Origin of the sequence: Nocardia sp. NPDC058640 (assembly GCF_042716995.1) — a bacterium.
Taxonomy (GTDB): domain Bacteria; phylum Actinomycetota; class Actinomycetes; order Mycobacteriales; family Mycobacteriaceae; genus Nocardia.
Genome location: NZ_JBHXRG010000041.1, coordinates 13327 through 38372, shown reverse-complemented (window position 1 = coordinate 38372; position 25046 = coordinate 13327). Strand labels below are relative to the sequence as shown.

Sequence of the window (25046 nt, the reverse complement as noted above, 5' to 3'; positions counted from 1 at the left end):
GTCAATGGAATTCCCCACTCGCTGGGGAGTTTTAGTGTCCGCGAATGTGTCATGTTTCGTGACCGCGAGCGGGGAGACCTACATGGCCATTGACAGCTGATCTCGCTGTAGGGCAGATCGCCAGCGACTGATCACACTGGATGGCTTGGATCCCGATGTCGGAAACGCCGGATTCGACAGGTGCCAAAGGCCAAACGGCGAAGTCGTCGCCGGGTGATCGCCGACACATGGTTAGCCACGCCTCAACATCGATCGTGGATCCGGAGTCGCAAGCCGACTGCAGTACCTCGCCGTCTTGTCACCATCGACTTCCATCTGGGCCGTGCGGGCTCCAGCCTTCGAGGAACGGTTTGAGATCCTCTGGCTGGGGGTCCGGTACGACGGGCACAATTCTCGACAAATTCCTGATGGGATCCAGGTGATCAACCCGCAGTTCAGCCTCATCGAGCTGTCGCATGATGTTGTCGCGAAGCTTGCCCTCATACCGTTCGGCATGCTCCCTGGCCGCTGCCAGGAACTCGCGGTGCTGATTCACGAGCTGCCACTCACGCGCACGATCCTTGAAGTGCCCCCACCTAGCGTTCTCGGCGTACCGCTCAGTCGCGACCGACATGGCACCCTTCCAGCGCACTAGCCGCTCGGCCTTCTCCCGCTCGCGCGTCCGCTGACGCCAGTCAGCGCGCAGAGCGTAGATCTCCAGCGCTCGGAATACCTCCGGGACCTTATCTTCGACTTTGATTGACTTGGCGTCGCGGTAGTGGTCACCGTTATACCCACATCCTGGCCCGCGAACGACAACCTCGAGCTTGCCCGTGCTGACAAACTCCCACCCCCGAGTCGCGATCCATCCAGGCACCGACTTGCGTTCATTCCACGGCAACGCCGGCACCTTCGCCGTACCCCGCACAGATATTTCCTTGATCTGAACTCCGTAGGCACCGTCGGGTGCCCGCAATACCAACTGTCCCGTGACCGTCTCGCCCGCTTGTCTGGCTTGCCAGCCCTTTGCCGAGTCTGGTGCCTTTGCGTCGATTCCACGTTCAGCCGCCTCGATCGCTAGGGCCTGCAGAATCCTCGCCGCACGAGGAATGTGCTCGCTACTGACATACTGCCAATCCTTGTCGTCGAGGAAGGCCCGCACCGCAGGATGAAACTTGGCGATGCGCTCGGGAACCGGAACGGCGCGGGGTTCAACCAAATCGTCGAAGTGCTCGGTCAGCACAATCGCGTGCTCATCAGATCCGAAACCCCCGATCCGAATCACTTCCAGCTTCTTTCCTTTCGGCCGGGCAGACGACTTCAGACTGCGGTCGACGAGAAGTCGATGAGCGTCCGCGGCCTCGCGCCCCAGCTCAAGCACGAGTCGGCCTTCTGCGGCCAGGACCCGTGCGATCAGCTGATCCACTTCGGAATCATCCGGAACTACATCCGCTGACTGCCACTGCCGACCGGCTTCGGTGATGGCCGCGGCCCAGGTCGATCCTTTCCCGCTGATGGTGATCAGTCCTCGCCGTTCCAGCGCCCGCGCGACGACCCGATGCTGATGATCAGCAAAGACACCGTCGGGGCAGCCTCCACGGACCCATTCGAGAACGTCGATCTGCTTCTGATTCAACCGCACCGGGACCTTGCTCATGTGACCGTCCTCGCTCCTGCATGACATTCCAGCCGAGGCTCCGGCTGTCCATTCCTGTGACTATCCCTGCACCGCTAGCCAACCAGCTACCCCCAACGCCGACCGCGATTTTTGATATAGACGACGTCCCGCTCGTGCGGTGGGATCGCCTCGTCGACGCGGCAACCTACTCGAACTCGGCGCTGCCACGTATGTCGACAAAGACCGACTCCTGCGGAACCTCGATGACAGAGGCCCCAGCCCAGCGGACCCACAGGGCGACATTCCCGGCGTCGGCTTCGGCGACGAGCTTCTTCAACGACCATGCCTTATTTGTGCGGTCGATCTCGATCGCTACCGCAGGTGTCCATCGTCCGCGCGTGCAGAGCAGGTCCAGCCGCCCTCGGAAGGGGCCAGCCACTGTCGGCCTCGATATTCGAGCAGGAGATTCCGTCGTTACCCTCCAACCTTGGATGCGAGCCCAGCGGACTATTTGCTCGGTAACGAGCCTCGTCGCTGCCGGTGCCGCTAGCCCCGACAACCGAATCGGCCACAGGTGCTGTCTCAGTGACACCGCCCAGCGGTCCGCCTCATCTCTCCCCGTCACACGCAACACCCTACGAACGGCCACCGACAAGATTCAGTCTGCCGCCAGGGACGCCTGGACTAGTGCCTACCACGCGCCTCGGATCCGCGCGGGTGATCCAGGTTTCGAAAACAGCCACATCGACGTTCGCATCTACGCAAGAGGCAAAGGTCGACGGGTCGAGCGAATGTTCTTGCCGCCGTGGCCATCCACACCATGGACTCGCTGCGAACCACTCGGCGTGACGGCCTATCTCAGCCATGGGACTCCCCTCGAATCGTACGAGCTGACCAAGAAGGATCACCGGTGGCAGAAGGACGTGGAGCAAATCCGCAAGCACGTGAAAGCCCAGGCCGAGCAATGGAAAGCCGAAGAGTCCGCCGACCCCGAGCTCAAGCAGGACCGGCAGGACAATGTCGTACGGGTTCTGAAGATGAGGGCGTCTTGGCCTAAGACGCCCGACCACGAGCTCATGCGCTGGCGTATCCGACTGTACTGCGGTCACATACACGAAACCAGCCGACACAGCACCATCGAAAGCCCGGTCCTACACGGCAGCTCGTCAACCGAGTGCACTGAATGCGGCCGCAATCCCGCAGAGATCGTGGCATACGAGCCGGTCGGCCTCAAAAGCGGACAGCCGGTACCGCAGCCAGGTCCACTCGCCACGCCGCCGAAACCAACCCGAAAGCAGCTGGAGAGCCAGCTCGCCGAGCTGAAGGCCGAGGTAGCCGCGCTGAAAGCAGCGCGGCACTGACAGCCGTCAGGGCACTCCTGAACCTCGCTTACGCAGGCTGAAATGTTGGTCATCCTGGTGCCTGACCGAGGACGAATCGCTCGCCATCGAAATTGTTGCTCGGCCAGCAGTGTCCGCACCAACCACGTCACCTGAATCATCCCCTGTTACTGGGACTATGCCGCAGGGCTTACCCAAGTGACCGCAGGTACCACACCCGGAGATGAACCACCTGCGGCCACTTGCTGAGGGGATATCGGTGCAAAAATCTACAGGCCATATTCAGTTGTGATTGCGCGGTCCACTGACGACGGTAGGCGAACGGCGCGCCTTCTTAAAACACCGGGGAGCGCCTCCGAGTTGGTCTGCGAAACCAGACCTCACGTGGGTTTTCATGCGCCAGAAGTGCGCCGGATGACCAACGACGATCGAAACGTGTCAGTGGTGCCTGGTACGAAGGCAACGGTACGTAGCGGTTCGATCTCGAGGATGGAACTTGATGAGTACGAACAGATCCCGCGCGACGGTGGCAACCGCAGCGCTACGGGCTGCAGTAGCCTGGTCACGGCGGCAGGAGGAGCCGCGCGCGTGGCGTGAGGTCGCGCGTATGACCGGGGTGATAATGCAGGCCCGCGGTCCGGGTGTCGGCCCAACCACGCCGGCGGACTTGGTCGCGGCGCTGTTCCGACCCCTAGAAAAACTCCTACCAGAGCCTGCGGAGCCGTCGGAGTTGGACACGGTGGTGCTGTTGACAGGTGATGGCGACCTGAGTGACGCTGCTATCGAGATCGCGTGCGACTACAACCAAGCCCTCTTCGGTCCAGACGCTGATCCTGCCGTCGAGTGGTTACCCCGATGGGCGTGGCAGCGTAGCGAGCAGGTCGAACGGCAGTTGTTCATGAGTCTGGTCCAGGACGGTGACCAGACGGCCTATACCGCCTCGCGTCGGTTCGTTGTGGAGCAGCCCGCTGGGGACATGCGCGTGTTGATCGACAAGCGGACGTCGGCCGCAACGTATGCCGGCGCGCGGCAGGTTGCCGAATATGTCGAGATTCCGAAAGACCGTCAGTTCCGGTTCGGCTCGGGCGCAGAGGAAGCGTGTTGGTGGCGGTGTCCGGTGTGCCAGTGGCCGATGCGAGTACAGCCTCCAGAGGTCCGATGCAGCTATGCCCCGCATGGGTCACGGTTTCGACTGTTGAGCGGCAGCGGCGGCGTGGCACCCGAGTTGGTCAGGACCTCGACGAGCCGGACTGCGGTCCCGGAAGCACAGCCCGTCGCCGGGGCTCGGTGCGTGGAACCTGCGGTATGGCGATTCATCACCGTGCCGGGGATTCCAGAAGTCGAACTTGAGCGCCTCGAAGATCAATTTCCGGGGACCGAGGTGGAACTGTGGCCGGTCAAGGACACCTTCGATGCTCTGGTCACAGCCCCTGATGGGCGGCGATGGACGGTGGACGTGAAGGACCATGTAGATCCGCGTCGAATCATCGACGACCCGCCCGCCGCTCAGCACATCGTCGTGCCGAAGTACCGCAAGGGCCAAGTCGACCAGATCAGGCGACAACTGCCGGAGAAGTCGGTGTGGACGATGAACGGCTTCGTCCGACAGGTTGGCGACCATATTCGAGGCGGTGAGCAGCAGTGAGCACACCACGCGATCAGCGGCGTCGGGGACGTCACTCCGACGAGCCGGACTACGCGGTAGCAATCCCGGTGGTGCGAGGGGCGCTCGCACTGGCCGCGTTGTTCTTCTGCCGGACGACCGATGACGGTCGCAGATATGTGCGGATCAAGGACGCGTTGTTCTTTCTGTCCGGCCAAATGGACAAGTGGTCGCACTGGCCGACCCTCCCGATCGAGGACAAGGCCCTGGTCGCGCGGTTGCTGCGGTGGCGACCGGTCGAGATGGCCAACCGCACCGCGTTCACCGATCTGGTGGAGGAATTGATCCCCGACCACATCGCCGACTTCCGAGTGATCGACGAGGAAACCGTTCTTGTCGAGATCGGCGGTTCGGCCCGGCAGGTAGCGGAGGAATGTGCTCAACAGTTGCGCCTGGAACGCGAAATGCTCAGCCGCCGAGCGCAAACCGTCGCCAACAACGGCGAATACATCACCTGGATCCGTGGGCTCTCACCAACGTCAGGCGTCGTCGAGGCGAGCTACACCTTGGCGATGTCGCCAAGTGTCGAGCCGGAGACACCGATCGCGCTGGAACCTCCCGCGTCGGCAGACGAGGTAGCAATCCCGGTTGATGATCTTTTTCGGTTCGCCACCGTCCTCGACACGGCTCTTGGACAGCGACACCGCGTCGAGTCGATGGAGCGGATCTTCACCAAGATCCAATCTGATCCGGGCAACCGGGTCGACGGCCATTGGGTACTGCCCGCCGGAGCGACGCGCCTGTTCAACGCACCAACTGGAGTGGGTAAGAATGTCCTCGCCGAACTTGTTGCCTGCTGGTGCGCGCAGCACGAAATGGTCACCACGGTTCTCGTTCCCAAGAACGCGGTTGTCGTGCAGATTGCGCACGCGATCGAGGTAAGCCTGAAGATCCTCGAAATCTCCGGTGAGGTGGCACCGTTGATGTCGCCGTTGTCGATCGCGAGGGAGGCCGAAGCCGCAGTTACCGGAACACAGCGCGGCGATCTCGGCGAATGGGCTTACACGCGGATGCACTACGGCTGCGCGTTGCCCGCGGCGGCCCACACCGAGCGTGCGGTGGACGCATGGGACCCTGGCTCGGAGCCCTGCGTGAAGCTGCGCAAGATCCGCGACGACGGCACAGCCAGCGCTGGTCAGTACCAATGCCCATGGAAGCCGTCGTGCGGGAAGTTCCGCCTAGCTCGCCAAGCGTGCCGGGCCGCCGTGATCGTAACCAGCCACATCAACTTCTTCGCCGGTCGCCTGCACGTGCCGGTCGTGATCGACGGTCGGATCGAGGAGAACCCTGCCGTCGAGAACGTACTTCTGCACCGCAGCCATGTAGTCCTCATCGATGAAATCGACGCCTTCCAAGCCAGCCTCATCGGCCACAGCGCCCACGGCTTGCAACTGGCCAAACGGCGTGGAGCTCCGTTATCTCCATTGCGGCAGTTCGACAGCGAGTTCAACGACGGAGCGCTGGGGCGTATCGGCACCCGCGTCGAGGGCCGAATCCACGCAACACTCGCCCAGGCACGGTTTCTCGCCGAGAACTACAACAGGCACTTGGCAGCAGGCCATTTCCGCCGATCAGGCAACGGGATTTCCGGCGGGCATCCGATGTTCGGGCGGTGGTTGTTGCCGCGCCGATGGGACTCGTGGTTGGCCGCGACCCTGTTCAACCTGCCAGAGGAGACGCCGCCGGGCAGGCATCACTACGACACCTTGGAGGCGATGTTTCCACTGTCGAGCAGCGGATCCGCGCTGCCCGAGTGGCTCGAACCGATCGCCCGCATGCTCGAACAGATAACCAGCCCATCTCAAGGCGACGATCTGTTCGATGACGGCTGGCAGATGATCTTCGACCTGTTGGGCGGAACTCCCTATGAGGACAGCCGGCTCGACGACGAGAACACTCGCGCGATGGCCACCGACCGGCTCATCCGCCGCGCCCATCTGGAACCGTTGCGGAAGTTGCTGTTCACTTTCGTCTACACCGCCCCACAACTACACGCCTCCGGCGTTCGAGCGGCTGGCGAAATCGCCAGTGCGCTCGGCCAATACGCCACCTGGCGCGCGGTTCCGTACGGGCCGATGGGACGGGTTCTGTTCGCGTTCACCGAAATACACGACGAGGACCGGCCTTTGGACACCGCGCTGCGAGTCAGTGGCTTCGGCGGTGATCCACACACCTACGTGGCAACGCTCGGCGAACTCACCGCGCTGGCCTACACCGGACAGCCACGTATCGTCGTGGGTCTTTCAGCGACTGGGTACTTTCCCGGTGCCCCGCATCATCATGTGCTGGCGAAGCCAACCTGGTGGGTGCCCGATGATGCCACCGGGGGCATCGCCATCCACGCTGCGCCCATCTCCGACGAGGAGAAAGAGTTCCTCCGCGTATCCGGAACATACGGTGCCAAGCGCAGCGAAATATTGATGCAGCTCGGCAAACGCCTGTGGTCCAAACGCCTCGACCCTGCCCTTGCCGCGCTCACCAGCGATCCCACCACCGCGCACCGCGCTCGACTGCTATTGGCCACGACCGCTTACCAGGGTGCTCATGACCTGGCCCGCGGCATCTCGGCAGCAGGAGTGCCTGCCGAGCAGATCGTTCTCGCCGTTCCGCCCGCCAGCGCCCCGGACGGAACCCGAATGACTGCACAGTGGATCGAGTTGCCCGCAGATAGGCTTGAGGACTTCGGCCGAACCGTCGGCACGATGCCCGGCTCGGTACTGATAGCACCGCTGGCCAGGGCCGAGCGCGGTCTCAACATTGTCGACGAAAACGGCCGGTCATTGATCGGCTCGGTGTGGTTGGTGGTCCGCCCGATCCCGATCCTCGACGAGCCCGCCGAGTTGCTGGCCCACGTCCACAGCCGCGCACACGCCGAGGCCACTCCGACCGAAGACCCTGCCGCAGTCCTGGATCTGATGCGAGTGACTGCGGCCAAACATTTCGACGAGTTGTTCGCCAGCTTGCCCTACTTCAGGTCACTACCATCCGAAACCCAGCTTGCGATCGCCAAAGAGACCCTTAACGGGCTGATCCAACTCGCCGGCCGCGCCAGACGTGGCGGCGACGTCGGCGAAATTCACCTCGTCGACTACGCCTTCCACGACACCAGCGGAAAATCTGACCTTCCGAGCCTGATCCGCCGCATCCGCACCGAATGGGACCGGAACGGACAACTCCAGATGATGCAGTCCCTCTACGGGCAGACACTGGAGGCAATCTTCGACTTTGCCGACCAACGAGGGGACCCAGAGTGACCAAACAACCGGCCGACCTCGACTCCGGCCTCCACACGCTTTGCTATCGCATCGACCCCGGCACGCTGGGCGAACTAGTGGTCTACCCCTTGACCGCCGAATTCCTCGCCGCCTGGGACGGATTCACTCAACGGGTCAAATCGTTGAGAGGACGCGCCGACCACGAGCGATTCACACCGAGCTACTCCGCCCTGGCTACAGCGTTGAGCGCCGCGTCAAACCAGGTCGTTCGCCTGTTCGCGCGCTTTTTCCTGTCGTCGGAGGACACCTCGAATGGAGTCGTGGCGCTCATGGTCAGCGCCAGCGCTATCGCCCCCTGGACGCTGACCACCGCGGTGCGCAAATTCGAGCAGCTGTCTGTAGGCGATACCGGTGCCGACACGTTGGCCCCACTGCTGAGCAGTATCCAGCCACAGTATCGGCCGCTGAGCGAGTTCATCACCACCAACCCGCACACCGGTGTCGTACAGGCACCGGGCTGGATCTTCGACGCCGCACGATGGACTCTCGCCGCTCGCATCGCGGCAGAACCGATGTTGATCGACGGCTACCTCCCCGTCACCTTCCGACTCGATACGGAAGGTCACCTCGTCGCGTACGACGACGCGCTGACCCGCGCCTCCAAGAACAGCGTCGGTCACGCCACCATCCACGTATCAACCAAGATCATCACCGTCCCCGGAGCAACCGGCCTATACCTGCGCTTGGACGCTCACGTCGCCCGCCACCCGTATACGTGGAGCTTCGTCAAGAACGTGTGGCTCGACCGCGGCGATCCCGCCTTGCCGATCGTCAAGCTCCCGATCTTGTCGCCCTATCCGGCAAAAGGGCGCGACCATCCGGTATTCAAGGGGTATACCGCCGAAGTCGTCGAGTCCTGCGGTCTGGATCCCATCACTCTGCCCACCGAGTTCGGTGCCATGGTCGGCACCGTCCGGCCCATCGGCAAGCCTCGTAAGCACTCGATCGGCAAGGGCCCCGGCGTGCGGTTCCTCTACCAGCTCGGCCAGCACGTCACCCGCCAGCTCGCTACACCGCCGCTGCGCTACGCCAAAACCCCGATCACCGTCGCAGACCACATCACCGGACCCATCCCCCCCGACCAGCTCGACGACGCGATCGCTGCGAGCGGAGTCGACCGTTTGCGGCTCGTGGGCCTGTACTCCACACCAGGCGTGCGCCGCCGCATGATCGACGTCCTCGCCGCCTATTCACCGTCACCAGACCATCCCCTAGCCGGAATCGACGACGACACTCCAGTTGCACTGACTCCACGGCTGAGTGTGGTCCTGCACAAAGCCGAGGCCCTCTTAGCACACACTCCAGGTGCACGCAGCGTGCCAGCGATCCCCTGGCTCGAAGCTCCTGACGGCACCGGCGTAATCGCTATTGCCGAAACAGAATGGAACCCCGAGCACCCGCCCGAACACGACGCCAAACACCCAGTCCGCCGCGCGCTGGCTAACGTCGGCGTCGTCGTTCAGTTCCTGAACTCGAACTGGACACTGCCCAAACCGCGCAAAACCAAAGTCAAGGGCGTCGTCCGCATCATCGAGGCAAAGGACGAACCCGCGATCGCCGCCGGCCGAGACTTGCTCAGACAAGCCGGACTCATCGACAACCGACTTGCTCGCGCCACCACCAAAGCGACCATGAAGGGTCGGCTCGATCGCGATGCCACACTCGTCGGCATCCATATCCGCCAGCACACCCCCCGCCGGGGCAGCGGAGCACGAACACGGCTTGTGATACGTCTCGTCGCCATTCACGCCAGCCCCGACCTCACCAAACCCTGGCGCGTGGAAACCTTCAGCGATCAATACCAGCGGTGGATGCCCTACCGCATCGGCAACCTCGCCCACCACACCGGAGACCTAGGCACCGACAAACTCACTCGCGAGTACAAGCACAACCCAAAGATCCGGGATCTTGTCGAAGAATCGCTCACCGCCGCAAAATTCGACCGCGACAAGCCACTGGTGATCTTCGTCGACGCCCAAGGTTGCAAAGGAATCTGGCCCGGACTCAACGACAGCACCTTCGGCACCGGGCTGTTGCCGGGCGCGACCCTCGCCCACCCCGACCTGGCCGTAGTCCGGTGCGCCAATGGCGACAGGGTCGCCCAACCGACCCACCGCGGCCACGGCGGCACCAGCGCCGACCCCCACCAGCCGGATCTGCCACGCGCGTCGCTGTACGAGCACGACGAAGACGGAACATTCAGCTGGCTACTCGCCCAACCCACCCGCACATATCGAGCCGGGGCGATGTCGGCTCGCGCTGGCGGTGCCTACACCCGATGGACCGTCCCAGACGACAAGCAGGCCCTCATGGGAAAGGACTGGCACGGCCTGACCGCCATCGAGATCGCTGTCGCCGCAGCCGGATCCTGGCCCGAACGCCACCTTGCGGCACTCACTGCACGCCTGTGCCAACAAGCCGCGTCGTGGGACGACCGAACCCAAAGTCCGACACCGCTCCACCTCGCTCAGCGGCCAGACCTCGACCACCCTCAACGAGCAGAGTTGCCCGAGGAAGCGGACGAACCCTAGGGTCTCGAGCTGTAAACATGGCTTAGCTTGACAGCGGAACAGGCGAGGCAAAACCACCTCGACCGCTAACCGACTGGACCGAACCTCGGCCTTCCGCTTCCATGCTCGATGCGCTCGGCTCGGGCAATACATGACACGTCCAGCGAGTCAAGGCGCGCGACCCGCCCGGACGTCATGTAAGAATTCGGGGTGCCTGTGTCTCCGAACCCCGAATCGACCGGCAATCCAGACGGGCGCTCCCCCGCGTCCAGCCGACTTCCCGGGCGTGGCGACCTCAGGGACATGCTTCTAGAGGCCTTGGACGGGCTCTACACCTTTGATTCATTCCATATAGATGCAAATACGCACGAACGGACCGTAAGCGCGCACTTGGCGCGCCATCTGATTTCGGTTGTGCACGGTCGTAATTACACGGTCGATGTCGATTCTGACCACAACCGCATGGGACCCCGCTCGGCGGTCAGCGGACCTGTCGACTCCGCACCCGAAAGTGATGGCGGCAATCAGATCACCAAGCGGGTGACGGATGACGATGGTGTCGAACGCGACGTGTTTCCCGATGTGATCGTCCACAGACGCACGTCCACCACGTGCAATCTGCTGGCGATCGAGGTCTGCAAGGCGGACAGTAGCACCGCCAAACAGAAGAGGGATCTGACGAAACTACGACATTACGGAAGGCAATTGGGCTATCAGAAAACAGTTCTTGTTGTTCTCGAGCGCCCGCCCCTCTGGCAATGGCTCGAGCCGGGGGCCTCTGACGCGAGGAACGAACTCGCCTTGGAACCGGTACCGCTGGATACGTCCGCTCCGCAAAGGGGCTTGAGGTAGGTCCGACCGCACGATCCCACACACAGCGCGCGGCACCCACGTAAACCTGTGTGCCGCTACGTACGCCGGCTGCCCAGACGCCGAGCAAGATTGTTCGTCTCCGAGCTCGGCTTGGCACCGATGGCCGCCAGACGTCCTTGAAGGAGCACGAGCGTGCGGTCGATCATATTGTGCTCATTCAGTTTTGCGTACAGGCGCAGCGCCTCGCGGTAGAGCTGCTCGTTCTGGGGATCGATATCGATGGCGGCTTCGAGAAGATCGAGTGCTGTGCGCGGGTCCTCACCGTGGGCCGCGCGCGCCAGCGCACTGTAGGCGTTGACGGTGTCACGACGAGCAGTCTCACGGATCGGCGCGATCCAGTCGGTGGCTATGTCGACACAGAGAAGCCCGCTGCGCGCCGAATCGACGATGTGGCGGTAGGCGGTCTCGCGCTCCGCATCGCCGGCTGCGAGGCGGCGGGCTCGCACGGCCGCGGCGAAGTCCCAGTAGTCCACGGTGGCGACTGCCGGATCGAGTCGATAGCGGAGTTTGTCGTCAGCCAAGACTTCGGTGATCGCACCTGCTGTTGCCGTTTCGACGGCGCTACACAGTCTGCTCAGGGTGATCGCGATCGCGTTGGCTGCGCGGCTGGGGGGACTCTCGCCCCAGAGGGCATCGATTAGCGCGTCGCGTGACAGACCACGGGGGTGCGTAGCCAGCAACGCCAATACTTCGCGGCTGCGCGGCTGGAGGCCTGCCGTGATCTCGACGCGGTCGTTGTCCGCGACCGGGCTAGCGGAGTTCGGGTTCGTCCTCCACACGCGGAATGGCCCGAACACCTCGATTGTCAGGGGCAAGTGTGGCATTGGTGTATCGACCTCCGCTGAGGCCTTCCGCACCGACAGAGTTGCCACATCGTCCGGAGAACTTGGCGCGCTCAGTGCGGCAAACCTGCTGCACTCCAGCTCGAGGTCCTGAGGACGAACATCCGAATCGGCTTCGGCGAGATGGGGCTGAGGGGTTGTTGGCCCGGGATCGGTGATCTGGTAGACGGTGGGTGTCTGGGGCGTTCGCCGCACGCCAAAGCATCGTCCCCACCTTCGCCCAAGTCGATGTCGAGTATCGGCGTCCGCAGTTGTTACCAGTGGCGTCGCCTTGACCAGCTGCGTACGCAGCTCCTTGGCCATGCTGCGCGCCGCCGTCGTCAACGTATTGCGTCCCGGCCATGGTTGGTCGGCATCCACGAGCGCACGGGCGTGGCGCCAGCGCACCGGCAGCGTGCCGAAGACCGGAACGCCGAGTCGATCGGCGAAATCGGCTGGGCGTTCAGCGCTGATGAGAACGACCGCGCAGCGACGGCTGTTGTCGGTGATCGCTCGAATGCGGTTCCCGGCAAGTTCGGGGTCGGCGTGGTCGGCGCGCACGACCACGATCAGCATGTCGGCACCAGTCAGGATCGGGCGCGCGGGCGAGCTGTCGTCGGCGGTGCCGCAGTCGACGATCATCGTCACGTCGTCGACGTGCGGTGCCTTGGTCGTTCTCGCTGTGGCGATCGGGGCCTGGAGTGCCGAGCGGACTTTCGCCGGGTCGGTCGGTGCGGCCAAGACCGCTACCCCGGTCGAGAGAACTTGCACATGCTCGAGCAGCCGGGCGATCGTCGGTCCGCCGGCCGGATGCGGTTCAGTTGTGAAGCTGGCGAGGCCGATGCCGGGATCGGCGTGGCCGAGTTCGGCGAGACATCCTCCTGCTGGGTCAGCTTCGACGACGATGGCCCGGTCTCGCTCGGGCCATGCGGTGGCGAGCGCGACCGCGGTGGTGGTCACGCCGGTTTGCGGTCCAAGGCCAGTTACTGCGACAAGCATCGTGCACCACCACTTTCCGTTGGTCGTTCCCGCTGGTTACGTCGTTGAATTCGTACGGCTCAGCCTGCTGCGATCGCGGTGATGACGGCGCGGCCGTCTATGTTTGTTGTTGAGATTCGTTGTTGCCAAGTCGATTCAGGTGCGGTCGGCGAAGTCTCGGTCGCTTCTACCGAGTACAGCCCGGGGATGAGAAGTCGGATTCGTGCGCAGTACAGCGTTCCGGGTGCCACGGAGTCGATGCCCGCCTGGATCGTCGTCGTGCCCGGAACGGCGGCACCTGGGGCGACGAAGCTTCGTGCGCGTTCTCCGTCACGTGCGTGGTAGTACGACGCCTCGAACGCGGCGATGACTTCGGCGCCTGAGCTCGGCTGACGACCCGGGCCCAGAAGTGCCGCCTCGGGATCGATTGCGGGGGCTTCGCAGCCTGGACCGCTGCCGGTGACTATCGACTCGGACTCAGGGACCGGCGGCGGATGCACCGGAGCCACGGTGGAGCCGACCGGGTCGGTACCGGTCACCGGGTTGTCGCTGTGCACCATGCCGATCGCACCGCCGAACCCGATCATGGCGACCGCGACCGTTGCCCATACCGACCGCTGGCGCAACCTCGGACGGCGGGCCGATGACGTGACCCACTGAGCGCGATCGCCCCGAGGGAGGGTGTCGACCTTTGCCGGGAGCCAGTTCGCTAGTTCGAGACCGCTCGGCGAACTTCGACCGAGTCGAGGTTCGCTCTCTGGCTCCGTCGGGCCTTGCCTCTCGTCGTCCACGATGATTCACCCCGTCCCGTTCAGTGACCCGATGCGGCCCAGTCCGCCAACACTGAATCCACAACCGCGCCGGCTTCCACTACCGCGACCTCGGCAATCGCCTCCGCCGCAACTGCCACCGCCTCGAGGACGGCCCCGACCTCAGGCAGCATCGGCGCGACGACCGGCTCGAAAGCCTCGACGTACGGACCCGAGTCGACGTCGTAGCCGGTCACCTCGGCGACCACCGGATTGTCGAAGACCGCAGTCGTCGTGGCTTCGATGTCGTCCCATGTGGGTTCGTAGTCGACGACTTCCGCCGTCGCCCACTCCGATTCGACAGGGAAAGGCTCGGCAACCTCGGTCACGAGCGGCGCAGGATTTTCCACATACGTCGGCTCGATGACCGGTTCGGGCGCCCACGTCGGCTCGACGACCGGTTCGGGTACCCACCTCGGCTCCGATTGCGTCACCACCGGCGTCGTGTACATCGGTTCCTGCGGGGTGTAGACCGGTTCCGTCCAATTCGGTTCGAACACAACCTTTACCGGTGCTGGTTGAGGCACGTACTGCGGTGTCGGCTCGATCGTCGGCCGCGGTGGACTCCAGACTGGCTGGTCCGCAACAGGCTCCGGGGTGACGATGTCGACCGGCGTGGGCGGATCAACCGGCGGGCCAACTGGTTCGACTCGGGGCGGAGTCGGCGCTTCGGGCGCGGTGACACCGATCTGTCCCGGTACCGGATCGGCGATCACCCCGGCCTGTCCGTCGGGTCCGGCATGTGCCGCCGGGAGCGCGAACAGCATTCCCGCCAACGAGGCAACTGACGCCATCAGGACCGGCCGACCGACGCTGCTCCCCAAGCCTGACAGCCACCGATGGTGTCGCACGTGGCCACGCTGTCCCACAGCGGGGATAACGCCACCAATAGCGTTGCCGCCCAGCGCAGTCCAAAGCGCACCAGGCTGCAACGCCGAGACATGGACGGTGTGAACCGCCAATCCGCGAGCCTGGAGGTAATCCGAAATCACGACCGCTCGCCCTACCACGGGCTGAGCGACCCGCGTCGGTGCGACCGCGACGATCACCGCCGAATCCGCTCCCACCGGCGGAATGTCAGGGATTCCGAGGTCGAGCCGGGTAGCCGACTCACCGAACAACACCGCGTCGCCGCGCAGCCACACCACCCACAAACTGACCGCACTGTGCCCCGTGCCCGCCTGACGTTCGGCCGCGACCAATGCCGCCGAGATCACGTCAAACGAGTGCCTGCGTGAAGTCATCGCCTTCTCCGTTCTGCTCGGTCGCGATCAACGCCCCTCAGATCAGGCCCGGTCGCGAGTTGACCACTCAAGGCTAAGTAGATACGAGGTAGATTTCAAGCAGAAATGAGGTATTTTAGATACTGAGGTGCAACAGCCTCTCGACAGACGGGCATGCGACGCCGGTTCCGATCAGTTTCTAAGTAGAATTCAGGTGGTGGGTATGCACGACGAATTCTTCGCTCGCGCGGTACACGACCGACGTACCACGCTCGGACTGACAATGCTCGAGGTCCGTGAACGGGGCGGACCCGCGGTCCCGACCCAGGTCGAAGCCGAGCGCGGCGCCTTGCGGGCAAACGTCAAGCCCAGCACGTTTACCAAGTTCGATACCGGACTCGGCTGGATGCCTGGCTCCGCCGTCGCGGCCTACCGCGAGGGCCACCAACCCGCGACCACCGCACAACAGCCACCCTCGCGGACACTCGAGCCGGGCGCCAACGCTGTCGCGATCGAGCTCGAGCAGATCCTCGGCTTGCTCGACGCCCAACGCGAGCTCCACACCAGCCTGACCTCGACATCGGACCGAGCGATCCCCGAGGCCATCGGCCGGCTGGATCAAGCCGTCTCCGCGATCGTGGGCCCCTTCGTCACCGACATCCTCGAACGCAATCGCGACCAGCACACTCACCCGTTGATCGAGATCGCGTTCGCCGAGGCCCTGGCCGCACCGGTCAGCACCGATGCACCCGAGTCCACTGAACGGCTGTACCGCCGATGGCTCATCGGACGGGCCGACGCCCTCGACGAGGCCACCCGACAGCAGTTCGAACGCCGGTACGAAGGGCGGATCCGGACTCCCTGAGACACTCGGCAGCTCCGCAGCCAAGTCGAAATCGGCACACGCGAATGCGCAGATGATCCGCCGCTCAGCACAACGGTCTCTGGCTCGATATCGTCACCGCGTGAGTGACTTGCCTTCTGGCCTAACACCTTTGGAACTGGCGATCTATGTGCGCGCACAAATCAAGGACGGCCATGCGTACGCTCGGCGACGCAAGCATGGATTTCGGCGGCGGGCTGTCGCGCTACGGGTGACGGTGGTGGCGTTATCGGCGGCATCCACGATCATTCTCGGACTTCAAAACCTTGACCCTTGGACTGGGACCGCATTCGGGCTGATCGCAGTCGTGACGGCCGTAGGTGCGTTGGAACCATTCTTCGCCTGGCGGCCACTCTGGGTCGCAATGGAGAAGGCTTCGTACCGCTTCAACCGCTTGGGCGACGCCCTGGAGTTCTACGTCGCGACGACGGCTGCGGATCAACTTGATCCGCAGCGAGTTCGCCAGACATTCGATGAATACCAGCGTATCTGGGAAGACCTCGGCACCAGCTGGCTGAGATTCCGGGAGCAAGCCGATCAGTGACCGTCACTGTGGTGGAGCCTTGACCACGGTGATAGATCCGCTTGATCGTGGCCTCAGGCCAGGAAACCACGAAGATTTACCCGGGTCAAGGCTCGATCGATCTCCGAGACATGGAGTCGCTCGACCGGCCGATGGGCGGGAATTCCGATCGTCCAGTGCGTCGCAATGCCTACCGTCAGGTCTCATACTGGACCAGGACCAACAGATGCATCCCGACGCCATCTATAGATAAGTAGGACCGACATTGGTTCGACATGATGCTGAACATGAAGCCGCCGCCCCGTACACGCGGGCATTCCTGATGGTCTACGACGCCTGGGTGATCCGGCTGAGCAACCGATTCGCTTGGCAATGCGACGCCAAGGTCATGCTCGACCTCTACAACCAGCACCTCGGCCACCGCCACCTCGAAGTCGGCCCCGGCAGCGGCTGGTACCTCGCCAACACCACCGCCATGCAGCCCGGTCCGGCGCACATCACGCTGATGGACCTGAACCCGACTCCCCTATCGTTCACCGCGCGACGGATAGAGGCGGCCGATCGGGTGGTGGAGTCGGTCTGCGGAAGTGTCCTGGATGCGGTGCCAGCCGAAGCCGGGACCGGGTATGAGTCGGTCGGGATCAACTTCGTCTTGCACTGTGTACCTGGCAACTTCGCGGAGAAGGGGGTGGCGTTTCGCCACCTCGCCAACATTCTCGGCGACGAGGGCGTGCTGTTCGGATCCACGATACTCGGACGACGCCGAACGCCCCGAACCCTCTTCGGCCGCGCCCTCACGGCCGTCTACGGCAGGGTAGGCGCGTTCAACAACCGCGACGACGACCGCGACGAACTCGAAGACGCCTTGAAGGAGGCATTCGGCGAGTACAGCATCACCGATGTTGGAGACGTCACGCTATTCACGGCTCGACGACCTCGGCGCTGATCATGCCGACACTGACAGACTGACTCCGGACCCGAAGCTCGCTCATCGCGAGTACCCGGCAACGGGGCCGATCATTTGGCGCTCGTTTACGTAGCCCACGGCACGGCAGGCGGCCAAAAATCTCAATGGAGTACCCGCCGTGGCTAAGGCTCTGCCAGAATTGACGGTCGAGTCCGCTCGGAGAAAGCGCAAATGACCTAGCCTGATACTTCACAGCAGAATCGTTTACGGGGGGAACTTGACCAACTTCCACAAGGCGAAGAAGTCGGCGGCGGTGCTGAAGCACGAGATCCTCGACCAGTACGCGTCGCCTTTCGCGAGCAAAACCGGTCTCTGGTCAGTCGACCATCGCGTGGCCTTCATCGATGGGTACGCAGGACCAGGCCGCTACGACGATGGCGAGGAAGGATCCGGCGCCATGCTGCTTCGTAAAGCGCACGAATCCGCCAGTTGGACCTCGCCGCGTCAGGTCGAGCTTCATTTCGTGGAGAAGGAAGCGGAGTTCGCGACTCGGCTGCGCCAGGTTGCCGCCGAGGAGGGTATGGGCGTCGAGTGCACGATCGACGATGGTGACATTTCGAAGCATCTTCCGAGACTGCTGAAGTCCGCCGAAGGAATACCGCTGTTCACGTACCTTGACCCATGCGGACTGATAATTCCGCTCGATGAGGTCGCCAGCATCTTCAACCGACCTGGCGGAAAGGGGGCGCCAGCGACTGAGGTTCTCATCAACCTCACTGCCCACCTGCGTCGGTTCGGCGGGATACTGACCAGTGACAACCCCGTCGAGGCCTCCTTGAAGCGCATCGATGAAGTGTGCGGCGGGGATTGGTGGAGAGAGGCATGGCTAAAGAAGTGCCCCACCAAAAATGCCTCGGAAGACCAAAAAGCCGCGGCCGAGGCAGCGGTGGTGGAAGGTTACGCCAAGAGGTTGCGCGATCGCGCAGGTAGCGCGGGCACCTGGATCATTGATGTACGCCCGCGAGCTGATCTCAAGCCCCTCTACTACCTCATCTTCGCGACACGGCACGCCGACGGCCTGGTCACCTTCGGTGAAGCAGCATCGCTCGGCCTCAAGGCTTGGCGGAGGTACCACGCCGAAATCGCTGCCGAGGGAACGCTGTTTGCCGATGGTTCTTGGGAAGATGCATGGAAACAGCAGGAGGCGACATTAGACAATCAATGGGTCGCAACGCTCGGTGACCGAATAACCGCTGAGCTAGCAGAAGGTGAGCCATTCAGCATTCTCGAACGAGCAGACGATGTGCTCGGCGATCTCGCCGGTGTAGTCCGCGGTACTCACTTCCGCAAAGCCATTAACAAGGTACGTGCGGAAGGGAAAACGGCAACAGACCCCCAGGGCGTGAGGGATCTATGGAACATGAAAATCATGCCCGCGTAGGCGCGGGCATTTCATTCCACACCCGACCGTCGAGCTCCCTACCGGCGGCCTTGGGCGTCCGACCGCCCCATTGCTTGAAAAAGAACGCAACATGCTGCTCGCCGCATTCGTCACGCAGCTCACGCACCCAGTCCGGATCGAGCGCACGATGCTTCGGACCACTTTCGCCACCTGCGATGAGCCAATGCATCCCGCTCAGGTCTAGCCCCGCAAGCGAGCCAAGCAGAGGCTCGGCCGAGACGAAGCGGGTCGCAGCAGGAACGCGGCGTAATTCGTCCAAGCGCCAAAGCTGTGCGGTCGTCTCCACGCTGACGCCGAGCCAGACGTTGCTTGGCCACGGAAGCACTTCTGCCAGAGTTGCTGCTCGCTTGGGCCGCTTCGTCAGCAACTGGTAGGTGTGGCGCGGGGTGTCTTCCATCACCTGGAAGACGTCTTGGATGAAGGAGGCCGACACCCGCGCGTGGAACAGGTCAGACATGCTATCGACGAAGATAAGCCGCGGAGCCGACCAGCGATGGGGAATGTCCAGCGCTGAGGGATGTTCGGTGATAGCGAAGCCCGGGCCGCTCGTACGCGGGTCGCCATCGCTTTGGTACTTCGAGTTGCCCATCGCCTTGAGCCGCTTCGCCAGCGTCAGGGCGTAACAGTTATCGCACCCCAGGCTGATGCGATCGCACCCGGTCGTCGGGTTCCAAGTCGCTTCTGTCCACTCGATCCCGCTACCGTCCGCCATCTCAACACGGTATGCCAAATCGGAATGCTGTCATAGCGCGATCATCTAAGGAAGCACAGTCTCGGGGTCGCCTATACCACCGCCCACCGTCGATGATCTTGATCGCCACTCAAGTGACCGACTCGATCGACTCGCTGGCTGAGTGGACACATCACCGACCGAAGCGCCGAGTCCACCCCTGATGCGTTTCGAGAACAGTCAGCCGTTGACCACGTGGGTGGAGCCGGATTCGAACATAGATCGACCAGCCAGATACCTTGTGCCGCTGACCATGTCGCTCCCGGTTTAGCACCCGGCACTACCTCTGAGCAAAGGGCGGCGTCAGACCCTCGGCGGCGGCTATACGGCGCGCACACGGCCACGCTGACGCCAGTTCCAACAGCTGCTGAAGATCCGTCCTGGGATCGCGTGCTGCAAGAAGATAGCCCTTGCCTGGTGTCGGATTGGCATTCGACACCAGAGGCGGCCGTCCAGCTGACTTCGCGTCGATAGCCTCGGCAATCTGTACCGCGTAAGGCACAGCCCCGCCCCGACCGTCGATCAACGTATCGGCTGTCGGCACGTACCTCCTGAGCTGGAGCAGGCTGTCATGAATCTCGATGATCATCCGATGCAATCGAGTCGACGGCTCGACATGACCGAGTCCGTCGATGGGGAGCACGATCTCTGGCGTGCTGGCGGTGAGATCTGCCCACAGTGGGTGCAGACGACGGCAGTAGCGGCCGGTGCGGTCCCATCCGATGCGCGCCGTGACCGTACTGACCAGCGGAATCGCGACCACCGCAGAGGCAACGACGTGGGCAATGAAGAAAATCCATGCCTTCCTGATCATCTCGGGGTCGTGAGCCGAGTGGTCACCGATGACTGCTACCGCGGTGATGATCGGGGTGGTGATGGCATCGAGTCCGAGGCAGATGCTCAAGCCCAGCACACCCAAACAGACCACTCGTTCCCGCCACTGGGTCGAGGGGTCGGCGTTGCGGAGCTCGGCGAAGCTGATCCGCGCGATGGCAAAGGCGATCACCGCGAGCGGGATGTAGAACGCGGTCCACGCGATCACGGCGGGCCAGCCCATCGCTTGGTCGATCAGCTGGTCGGCGCGGCGGGCAGGTATGCCCGCGATCAGGATCACGGCCGTCGCTATGACGGCGACGAGGGTGTAGCGGCGCTGGCGCTTCCATGCATCGGTGACCTCGGCGCCGTCCCAGAGCTTCGCGATTCCGTAGATGTAGGCGACGCTGAGCAGGATCGAACCGAACGACAGCTGGCGGCAGAATTGCACCACTTGGTCGTAGTCGGCGAACCAGACCAGCGTCCCGGCAAGGTTTTCGAACCAGGCTTCGCGGAGCAGGATTCCCGAGATCGCGGCCAGCAGAGCACAATTGATGAGCTGGTCGACGACCTTGTGGTTCAGCAGGAGACACCGGCCCACGACGATCACCAGGGCGGCGATCAGGACGGGCCAGGCGATGAGCCCCGGTATCGGTGAAGTCATCACGGCCTCCCGAGGAAGAACGTGGATCGGAACTGTGACCGGCGGGGCAGGCTCGCTTCGACCATGACCATCCCGGCGAAGGTCTCCGCGTCCCGCTCACGGCCGGTCTCGTAGTCACGGCGACGCAAGACATTTCGAATCGCGGCGGGATCCAAGGCGGGCATCAATGACTGCAGCGGCAGATCGTCGTGGGATTCGCCGCGAGCACCGGTGTCGTGGTCGAGGAGCATGTGCCCGACCTCGTGGGCCAGGATGTGGTCTGCGTGCCACGGCGTTTCGGCGCCGACCATGATGATGTCGTCGTCCTCGCGGGCCAGCCACAGTCCACTGCCGGTGCCGCATCCTGTCCCGGCCAGTGCGCCGGGGTCGATCGGGCACACGATGATCGGCCGCCCGCGATGCCGCGCCACACGGTGCACGTATTCGTGTGGGTCCCATGGCCACGGGATCGGAACCCGTCGGACCGCGTCTTGGATGTGTGTCGAGTTGTTGTCCACGATGGTCTCCCGCCCCGTTTGTCAGAACACGCGAATACGACATCTCCCTTGAATCACGAACGTCCCCCATCCGTACCGAACAGTCTATTCCCAGAGGTCACGAACCAGCGGGGGTATCACTGAGCAGGGCTAACTGTTCGGTCAACGAATCCACATCTACTTCATCGCCACGCAGTTCCAGACGGCGCACGCCCGCATCACGGGTAGCGGCCAGTAGCCGCAACTGGCGGTCGATCGCCGAGATCTGCTCGGCAGTACCCGTCAGGTACGGCGCCGGAACTCCGAAGTGCTCGGCGAGCGCGGCGAGGACCGAGGTCTCGGGATCTGGGCCGGCAGCGGCTCTGAGGTCCGAGAGCACGGCAGCGGGCACGAGACCCCCGCAGATCACGCTGATGCTCGCCGCTACATCCGCAGTGAGCTGTTCGGGTTCAGCGCGGGGATGGAATGTGCTGAACAACCGATTCACTCGCACTACCAGGGGAATCTCCTCGTCGGACATCGTCGCCTCCTCGCTGGAATCTGTTTTCGAATCGGTGGCGCAGCGCCTCGCTGAGCTGTACCTCTGTCGGGTTGTGGAGCCATCGCCGATACAGGCGCTCCTCGTCCGCGGGATCGTTGGCGTCGACCGGGCTCGCCATCGCGTCCGCGAGCACCATGGAAAGCCCGGGGTGACCGCGGTTGTGTTCGAGCATGTTGGTGACCCAGCCGCCGACGACCACGCTCATGACCTGCTTGAGTTGCTCGCACAGTTCCTGCAGTTGTGCTTGCTCGGCGCCGACGAGTCGTCCTTCCAGGTCGGTGAGGCCGCGTTGAATTCCGAGCATCACCAGGATCTGGTCGACAGGCACAGCCACCGGGGACTCGCTGATCTGTAGCGGATTCCCTGCGGCTCGGACTTGTCGGGCAGGCGTGGGTTCCTTGTCCCAGAAGACTCGGGCAGCCGTGCCCGGCATCCAGTCGAAGGCGGTGTCGTACTTGGCCATCGTCGATGGTTTCGGACTTCGGAGTAGGCCTGCTTCGGCGCGGACCTGGGTGGGCACCGCTGGGCCACCAGCAGCCCGCAACTGCTCCTGGGTTCGGCCCGATCGCCGCCGCTGTTGGTTCACCACCTGACCGAAGTGGTCGGGGTACCCGGTTTCGTGCATGCCTCGAACTTTAGTGGAAATGAAGTGCTATCGAAGTCTCAAGATCGTCGCGATTTCCGAGGTTCCAGCAGGCGGCCGTTATTCCCTTGAGACGTATCACCCAGAAAGGCGTCCGACCCAATCTCATCGTTGCACTGTCACGGAACCGCTCTTTATCAGCGTCCCGGTCGCCCGTGCAACCACGATGCCTTTCTTGCTCGATATCCGCGAATCGCAACCAAAGGGCTCGCATGGTGTCTCCACTTCGGGCCGGCCGGGGGACGGTCACGAGCTCAAGTCTCGCCATACGAGAGGCGCAATCCGCCGGAGGATCACTCGATCACGAGGCTGCGATGCCATGGGCGAATCCGGATATGAACCCGCCAACAATTGCCCATAAATCGGACTATTTGGCCACTAGAATAGTGGCAGCAGCATCATTTTATGTCGGCGAATTTAGCTCCTGCCAACAGCAGGAGCGCCACAGGTGAACAGCACGCAGGAGTTTACTGACGCCCCCCAATCAGCCACTGCCGCAGAATCCCAGACCAGTTTATCGTCCAGCCGATTTCGATTCCACGGAGCTGATTGCATTGGTGTTTGTCGAGCCGAGGATCCGGCAGGCCAGCTACCGCGCCATACGGAGGTCCACACGGGGGTCCAGGCGGAGATCCAGCCAAGCTGGACCGCCCGACGGTCATCATCTCCGCTGTTCATAGGGCACTTACGCATAGGATAGCTGCCCAGGCTTCCACCGCCACCGAGGCGTGGAGACATGGGGCGGCGGGCGGTCCGGGGCGTTCCCTCCCCCTATACCCCTCACTGCTGGCCCTTCAGTTATCATTCCATCCATTTCTCACTGCCCCCCCTGGTTCCACTCTGCTCTATTCCCTATTAGTTTGGGCGCTTCTTTCCACGGGCCGACCCATCAAATTAAATCAGCATCAGGTAGCCCGCTCAATAATTGCGTTGCCGCTTGCCTTGCGCAAATAATGCGCTGACCTCGGCAAATTCGTTGAATTTGTGGCAGAAATGGGTTGTCTCGAGACAATGAGTCGAGCTAGCGTCGACACACCCCGAGGGGAATTCAGTAAATCCAAACCGGAATGGCGATGACGCCACCCGTATGCCACGATCCGGCAGCAGCGGCGAAATCCGGGACGACACCCGCGACAGGAGAAGACAATGACCACACCCACAGCACCCGCGACCGGCACCCGAATGGGCAATGGCGAATTGCGCCGCATGGTGGCCCGCGTACTGGCCGACAACCCCACCACCGAATATTCACCCCGCGATATCGCCAAAATCACCGGCCGCTCATCCGGCGCGATCGGTAACGCGCTGAAAACACTCACCACCGCCGGGAACGCCGAACAGACCTCCACCAAACCACTGCGCTACCGCGCCAACGCCGCCACCGCCACCGTAGCCGCCGCCACGGCACCCGCCGTACCCCCGGCCGCTACCGCTACCCCACGGCCCGCGAAACGGGCACGCAAAGCCACACCTGCACCCGCCACGCCTACCGCCCCGGGGGCACCGGTGACGCGACCGAACGGGCAGCTCTACCACCCGCGTACACTGGCCGGGCGCGCCGATGTCGAGGTGCTGGCGACAATGCGCGCCAGTGAGGTCCCGGTGCTGTTGTACGGCCCGCCCGGGACGGGGAAGACCTCGCTGATCGAGGCGGCGTTCGGTGACCTGCTGACAGTGCAGGGCGACGGCGACACCACGGTCGCCGATTTCGTCGGTGAGTACACCCAGAACCCCGACGGCACCTTCGCGTTCGTCCACGGCCCGCTCCCCCGGGCGATGCGCGAGGGCCGGGTGCTGTTCGTCGACGACGCCACCCTGATCCCGCCGACGGTGCTCTCGTGTGTGTATCCGGCGATGGACGGGCGGCGCGAGATCGTGATCAAAGCCCACGCCGGTGAGGTGGTCAAAGCCGAGCCCGGGTTCTACATCTGCGCCGGACACAACCCCGGCGTGCACGGGGCGATCCTGTCCGATGCGCTGGCGAGCCGGTTCGCGTTCCAGGTGCAGGTGTCCAGCGACTACGAGCTCGCGGTCCAGCTGGGGGTCGACACGAAGGCGGTGAAGGTCGCCCGCAACCTCGCCACCCGCCACAGCAAGGGCGAAATCGGGTGGGCCCCGCAACTGCGCGAACTGCTCGCATTCCAGAAGATCGCCACCGCCACCGACCCCGCGACAGCGGCCGCGAACCTCATCGGCACCGCCCCCGAGGACGACCGCCCCATCGTCGCCGAGGTGGTCAAAACAGTGTTCGGCACCGCCCTCACCCCGCTGACCCTCGGCGCACGCGTCCGCTAACCCCACCCCCGCACCCAGTG

Annotated in this window: 20 protein-coding genes; 10 read left to right on the top strand and 10 right to left on the bottom strand. The window is 63.4% G+C overall.

Annotated elements, in window-relative coordinates:
- Window positions 1-298 precede the first annotated feature (298 nt).
- Together ACFWU5_RS26890 and ACFWU5_RS26885 are read right to left on the bottom strand one after the other, a co-directional pair.
- A complete protein-coding gene (locus ACFWU5_RS26890) occupies window positions 299-1636 on the bottom strand; it encodes a hypothetical protein (RefSeq protein WP_379269628.1) in 1338 nt (445 codons plus the stop codon).
- A gap of 166 nt (window positions 1637-1802) precedes the next feature.
- A complete protein-coding gene (locus tag ACFWU5_RS26885) occupies window positions 1803-1934 on the bottom strand; it encodes a hypothetical protein (RefSeq protein WP_379269626.1) in 132 nt (43 codons plus the stop codon).
- A gap of 508 nt (window positions 1935-2442) precedes the next feature.
- Between ACFWU5_RS26885 and ACFWU5_RS26880 the strand changes: the two genes are divergently transcribed.
- The 5 genes from ACFWU5_RS26880 to ACFWU5_RS26860 all read left to right on the top strand — a co-directional run bounded on the left by ACFWU5_RS26880 (window position 2443) and on the right by ACFWU5_RS26860 (window position 11237).
- Window positions 2443-2958 carry a hypothetical protein gene (locus ACFWU5_RS26880; protein ID WP_379269625.1) on the top strand — a complete coding sequence of 172 codons (516 nt, stop codon included), beginning with the start codon at window positions 2443-2445 and terminating at the stop codon, window positions 2956-2958.
- Between the two features lie 478 nt (window positions 2959-3436).
- Window positions 3437-4582: a hypothetical protein gene (locus ACFWU5_RS26875; RefSeq protein WP_379269630.1), complete on the top strand. Its 1146-nt coding sequence runs from the start codon at window positions 3437-3439 to the stop codon at window positions 4580-4582.
- Entirely contained in the window at window positions 4579-7854 is a 3276-nt protein-coding gene (locus tag ACFWU5_RS26870) for a hypothetical protein (protein WP_379269623.1), read from the top strand. The genes ACFWU5_RS26875 and ACFWU5_RS26870 overlap by 4 nt, the downstream gene beginning before the upstream one ends.
- Entirely contained in the window at window positions 7851-10406 is a 2556-nt protein-coding gene (locus ACFWU5_RS26865) for an RNaseH domain-containing protein (protein ID WP_379269621.1), read from the top strand. The genes ACFWU5_RS26870 and ACFWU5_RS26865 overlap by 4 nt, the downstream gene beginning before the upstream one ends.
- Window positions 10407-10703: 297 nt before the next feature.
- Window positions 10704-11237, top strand: a complete 534-nt coding sequence (locus ACFWU5_RS26860; RefSeq protein WP_379269619.1) for a hypothetical protein — start codon at window positions 10704-10706, stop codon at window positions 11235-11237.
- A 56-nt stretch (window positions 11238-11293) separates the two neighbouring features.
- Here ACFWU5_RS26860 and ACFWU5_RS26855 read toward each other — a convergent pair whose 3' ends face one another.
- The 3 genes from ACFWU5_RS26855 to ACFWU5_RS26845 all read right to left on the bottom strand — a co-directional run bounded on the left by ACFWU5_RS26855 (window position 11294) and on the right by ACFWU5_RS26845 (window position 15110).
- Window positions 11294-13039: a hypothetical protein gene (locus tag ACFWU5_RS26855; protein ID WP_379269617.1), complete on the bottom strand. Its 1746-nt coding sequence runs from the start codon at window positions 13037-13039 to the stop codon at window positions 11294-11296.
- 98 nt (window positions 13040-13137) lie between these two features.
- Window positions 13138-13644 (bottom strand): hypothetical protein, encoded by a 507-nt coding sequence (locus ACFWU5_RS26850; RefSeq protein ID WP_379269616.1) that lies wholly within the window; start codon window positions 13642-13644, stop codon window positions 13138-13140.
- 224 nt (window positions 13645-13868) lie between these two features.
- Entirely contained in the window at window positions 13869-15110 is a 1242-nt protein-coding gene (locus ACFWU5_RS26845; RefSeq protein ID WP_379269614.1) for a hypothetical protein, read from the bottom strand.
- 196 nt (window positions 15111-15306) lie between these two features.
- On the opposite strand from ACFWU5_RS26845, the gene ACFWU5_RS26840 reads away from it, so the two are divergent.
- The 4 genes from ACFWU5_RS26840 (at window position 15307) to tcmP (ending at window position 18843) form a co-directional block, all read left to right on the top strand.
- Complete coding sequence (locus ACFWU5_RS26840; RefSeq protein ID WP_379269612.1) at window positions 15307-15954, top strand: hypothetical protein; 648 nt, start codon at window positions 15307-15309, stop codon at window positions 15952-15954.
- Between the two features lie 100 nt (window positions 15955-16054).
- Window positions 16055-16516 (top strand): SLATT domain-containing protein, encoded by a 462-nt coding sequence (locus ACFWU5_RS26835; RefSeq protein WP_379269610.1) that lies wholly within the window; start codon window positions 16055-16057, stop codon window positions 16514-16516.
- Window positions 16517-16883: 367 nt separating this feature from the next.
- Entirely contained in the window at window positions 16884-17441 is a 558-nt protein-coding gene (locus tag ACFWU5_RS26830; protein ID WP_379269608.1) for a methyltransferase domain-containing protein, read from the top strand.
- 238 nt (window positions 17442-17679) lie between these two features.
- Window positions 17680-18843: a three-Cys-motif partner protein TcmP gene (gene tcmP, locus ACFWU5_RS26825; RefSeq protein WP_379269606.1), complete on the top strand. Its 1164-nt coding sequence runs from the start codon at window positions 17680-17682 to the stop codon at window positions 18841-18843.
- Here tcmP and ACFWU5_RS26820 read toward each other — a convergent pair.
- The 5 genes from ACFWU5_RS26820 to ACFWU5_RS26800 all read right to left on the bottom strand — a co-directional run bounded on the left by ACFWU5_RS26820 (window position 18830) and on the right by ACFWU5_RS26800 (window position 22713).
- Complete coding sequence (locus ACFWU5_RS26820) at window positions 18830-19576, bottom strand: DUF5131 family protein (protein ID WP_379269604.1); 747 nt, start codon at window positions 19574-19576, stop codon at window positions 18830-18832. The two genes, tcmP and ACFWU5_RS26820, sit on opposite strands and share 14 nt — an antisense overlap.
- 298 nt (window positions 19577-19874) lie before the next feature.
- A complete protein-coding gene (locus ACFWU5_RS26815; RefSeq protein ID WP_379269603.1) occupies window positions 19875-21071 on the bottom strand; it encodes an MAB_1171c family putative transporter in 1197 nt (398 codons plus the stop codon).
- Window positions 21071-21568, bottom strand: coding sequence for a hypothetical protein (locus ACFWU5_RS26810; protein WP_379269601.1), 498 nt, complete (start codon window positions 21566-21568; stop codon window positions 21071-21073). The genes ACFWU5_RS26815 and ACFWU5_RS26810 overlap by 1 nt, the downstream gene beginning before the upstream one ends.
- Window positions 21569-21665: 97 nt before the next feature.
- Window positions 21666-21938: a hypothetical protein gene (locus tag ACFWU5_RS26805; RefSeq protein ID WP_379269600.1), complete on the bottom strand. Its 273-nt coding sequence runs from the start codon at window positions 21936-21938 to the stop codon at window positions 21666-21668.
- A gap of 58 nt (window positions 21939-21996) precedes the next feature.
- On the bottom strand, window positions 21997-22713 hold the full coding sequence (locus tag ACFWU5_RS26800) for a hypothetical protein (protein ID WP_379269598.1): 717 nt from the start codon (window positions 22711-22713) through the stop codon (window positions 21997-21999).
- Between the two features lie 1164 nt (window positions 22714-23877).
- Between ACFWU5_RS26800 and ACFWU5_RS26795 the strand changes: the two genes are divergently transcribed.
- Entirely contained in the window at window positions 23878-25026 is a 1149-nt protein-coding gene (locus ACFWU5_RS26795; protein WP_379269596.1) for an AAA family ATPase, read from the top strand.
- Window positions 25027-25046: the final 20 nt, after the last annotated feature.

Bases quoted from the DNA above. Each gene is read 5' to 3' on its own strand.
- ACFWU5_RS26890 (WP_379269628.1), bottom strand. From the start codon at position 1,636: ATGAGCAAGGTCCCGGTGCGGTTGAATCAGAAGCAGATCGACGTTCTC.
- ACFWU5_RS26795 (WP_379269596.1), top strand. From the start codon at position 23,878: ATGACCACACCCACAGCACCCGCGACCGGCACCCGAATGGGCAATGGC.
- ACFWU5_RS26830 (WP_379269608.1), top strand. From the start codon at position 16,884: ATGCTCGACCTCTACAACCAGCACCTCGGCCACCGCCACCTCGAAGTC.
- ACFWU5_RS26800 (WP_379269598.1), bottom strand. From the start codon at position 22,713: ATGCACGAAACCGGGTACCCCGACCACTTCGGTCAGGTGGTGAACCAA.
- ACFWU5_RS26850 (WP_379269616.1), bottom strand. From the start codon at position 13,644: ATGATCGGGTTCGGCGGTGCGATCGGCATGGTGCACAGCGACAACCCG.
- ACFWU5_RS26815 (WP_379269603.1), bottom strand. From the start codon at position 21,071: ATGACTTCACCGATACCGGGGCTCATCGCCTGGCCCGTCCTGATCGCC.
- ACFWU5_RS26820 (WP_379269604.1), bottom strand. From the start codon at position 19,576: ATGGCGGACGGTAGCGGGATCGAGTGGACAGAAGCGACTTGGAACCCG.
- ACFWU5_RS26845 (WP_379269614.1), bottom strand. From the start codon at position 15,110: ATGACTTCACGCAGGCACTCGTTTGACGTGATCTCGGCGGCATTGGTC.
- ACFWU5_RS26875 (WP_379269630.1), top strand. From the start codon at position 3,437: ATGAGTACGAACAGATCCCGCGCGACGGTGGCAACCGCAGCGCTACGG.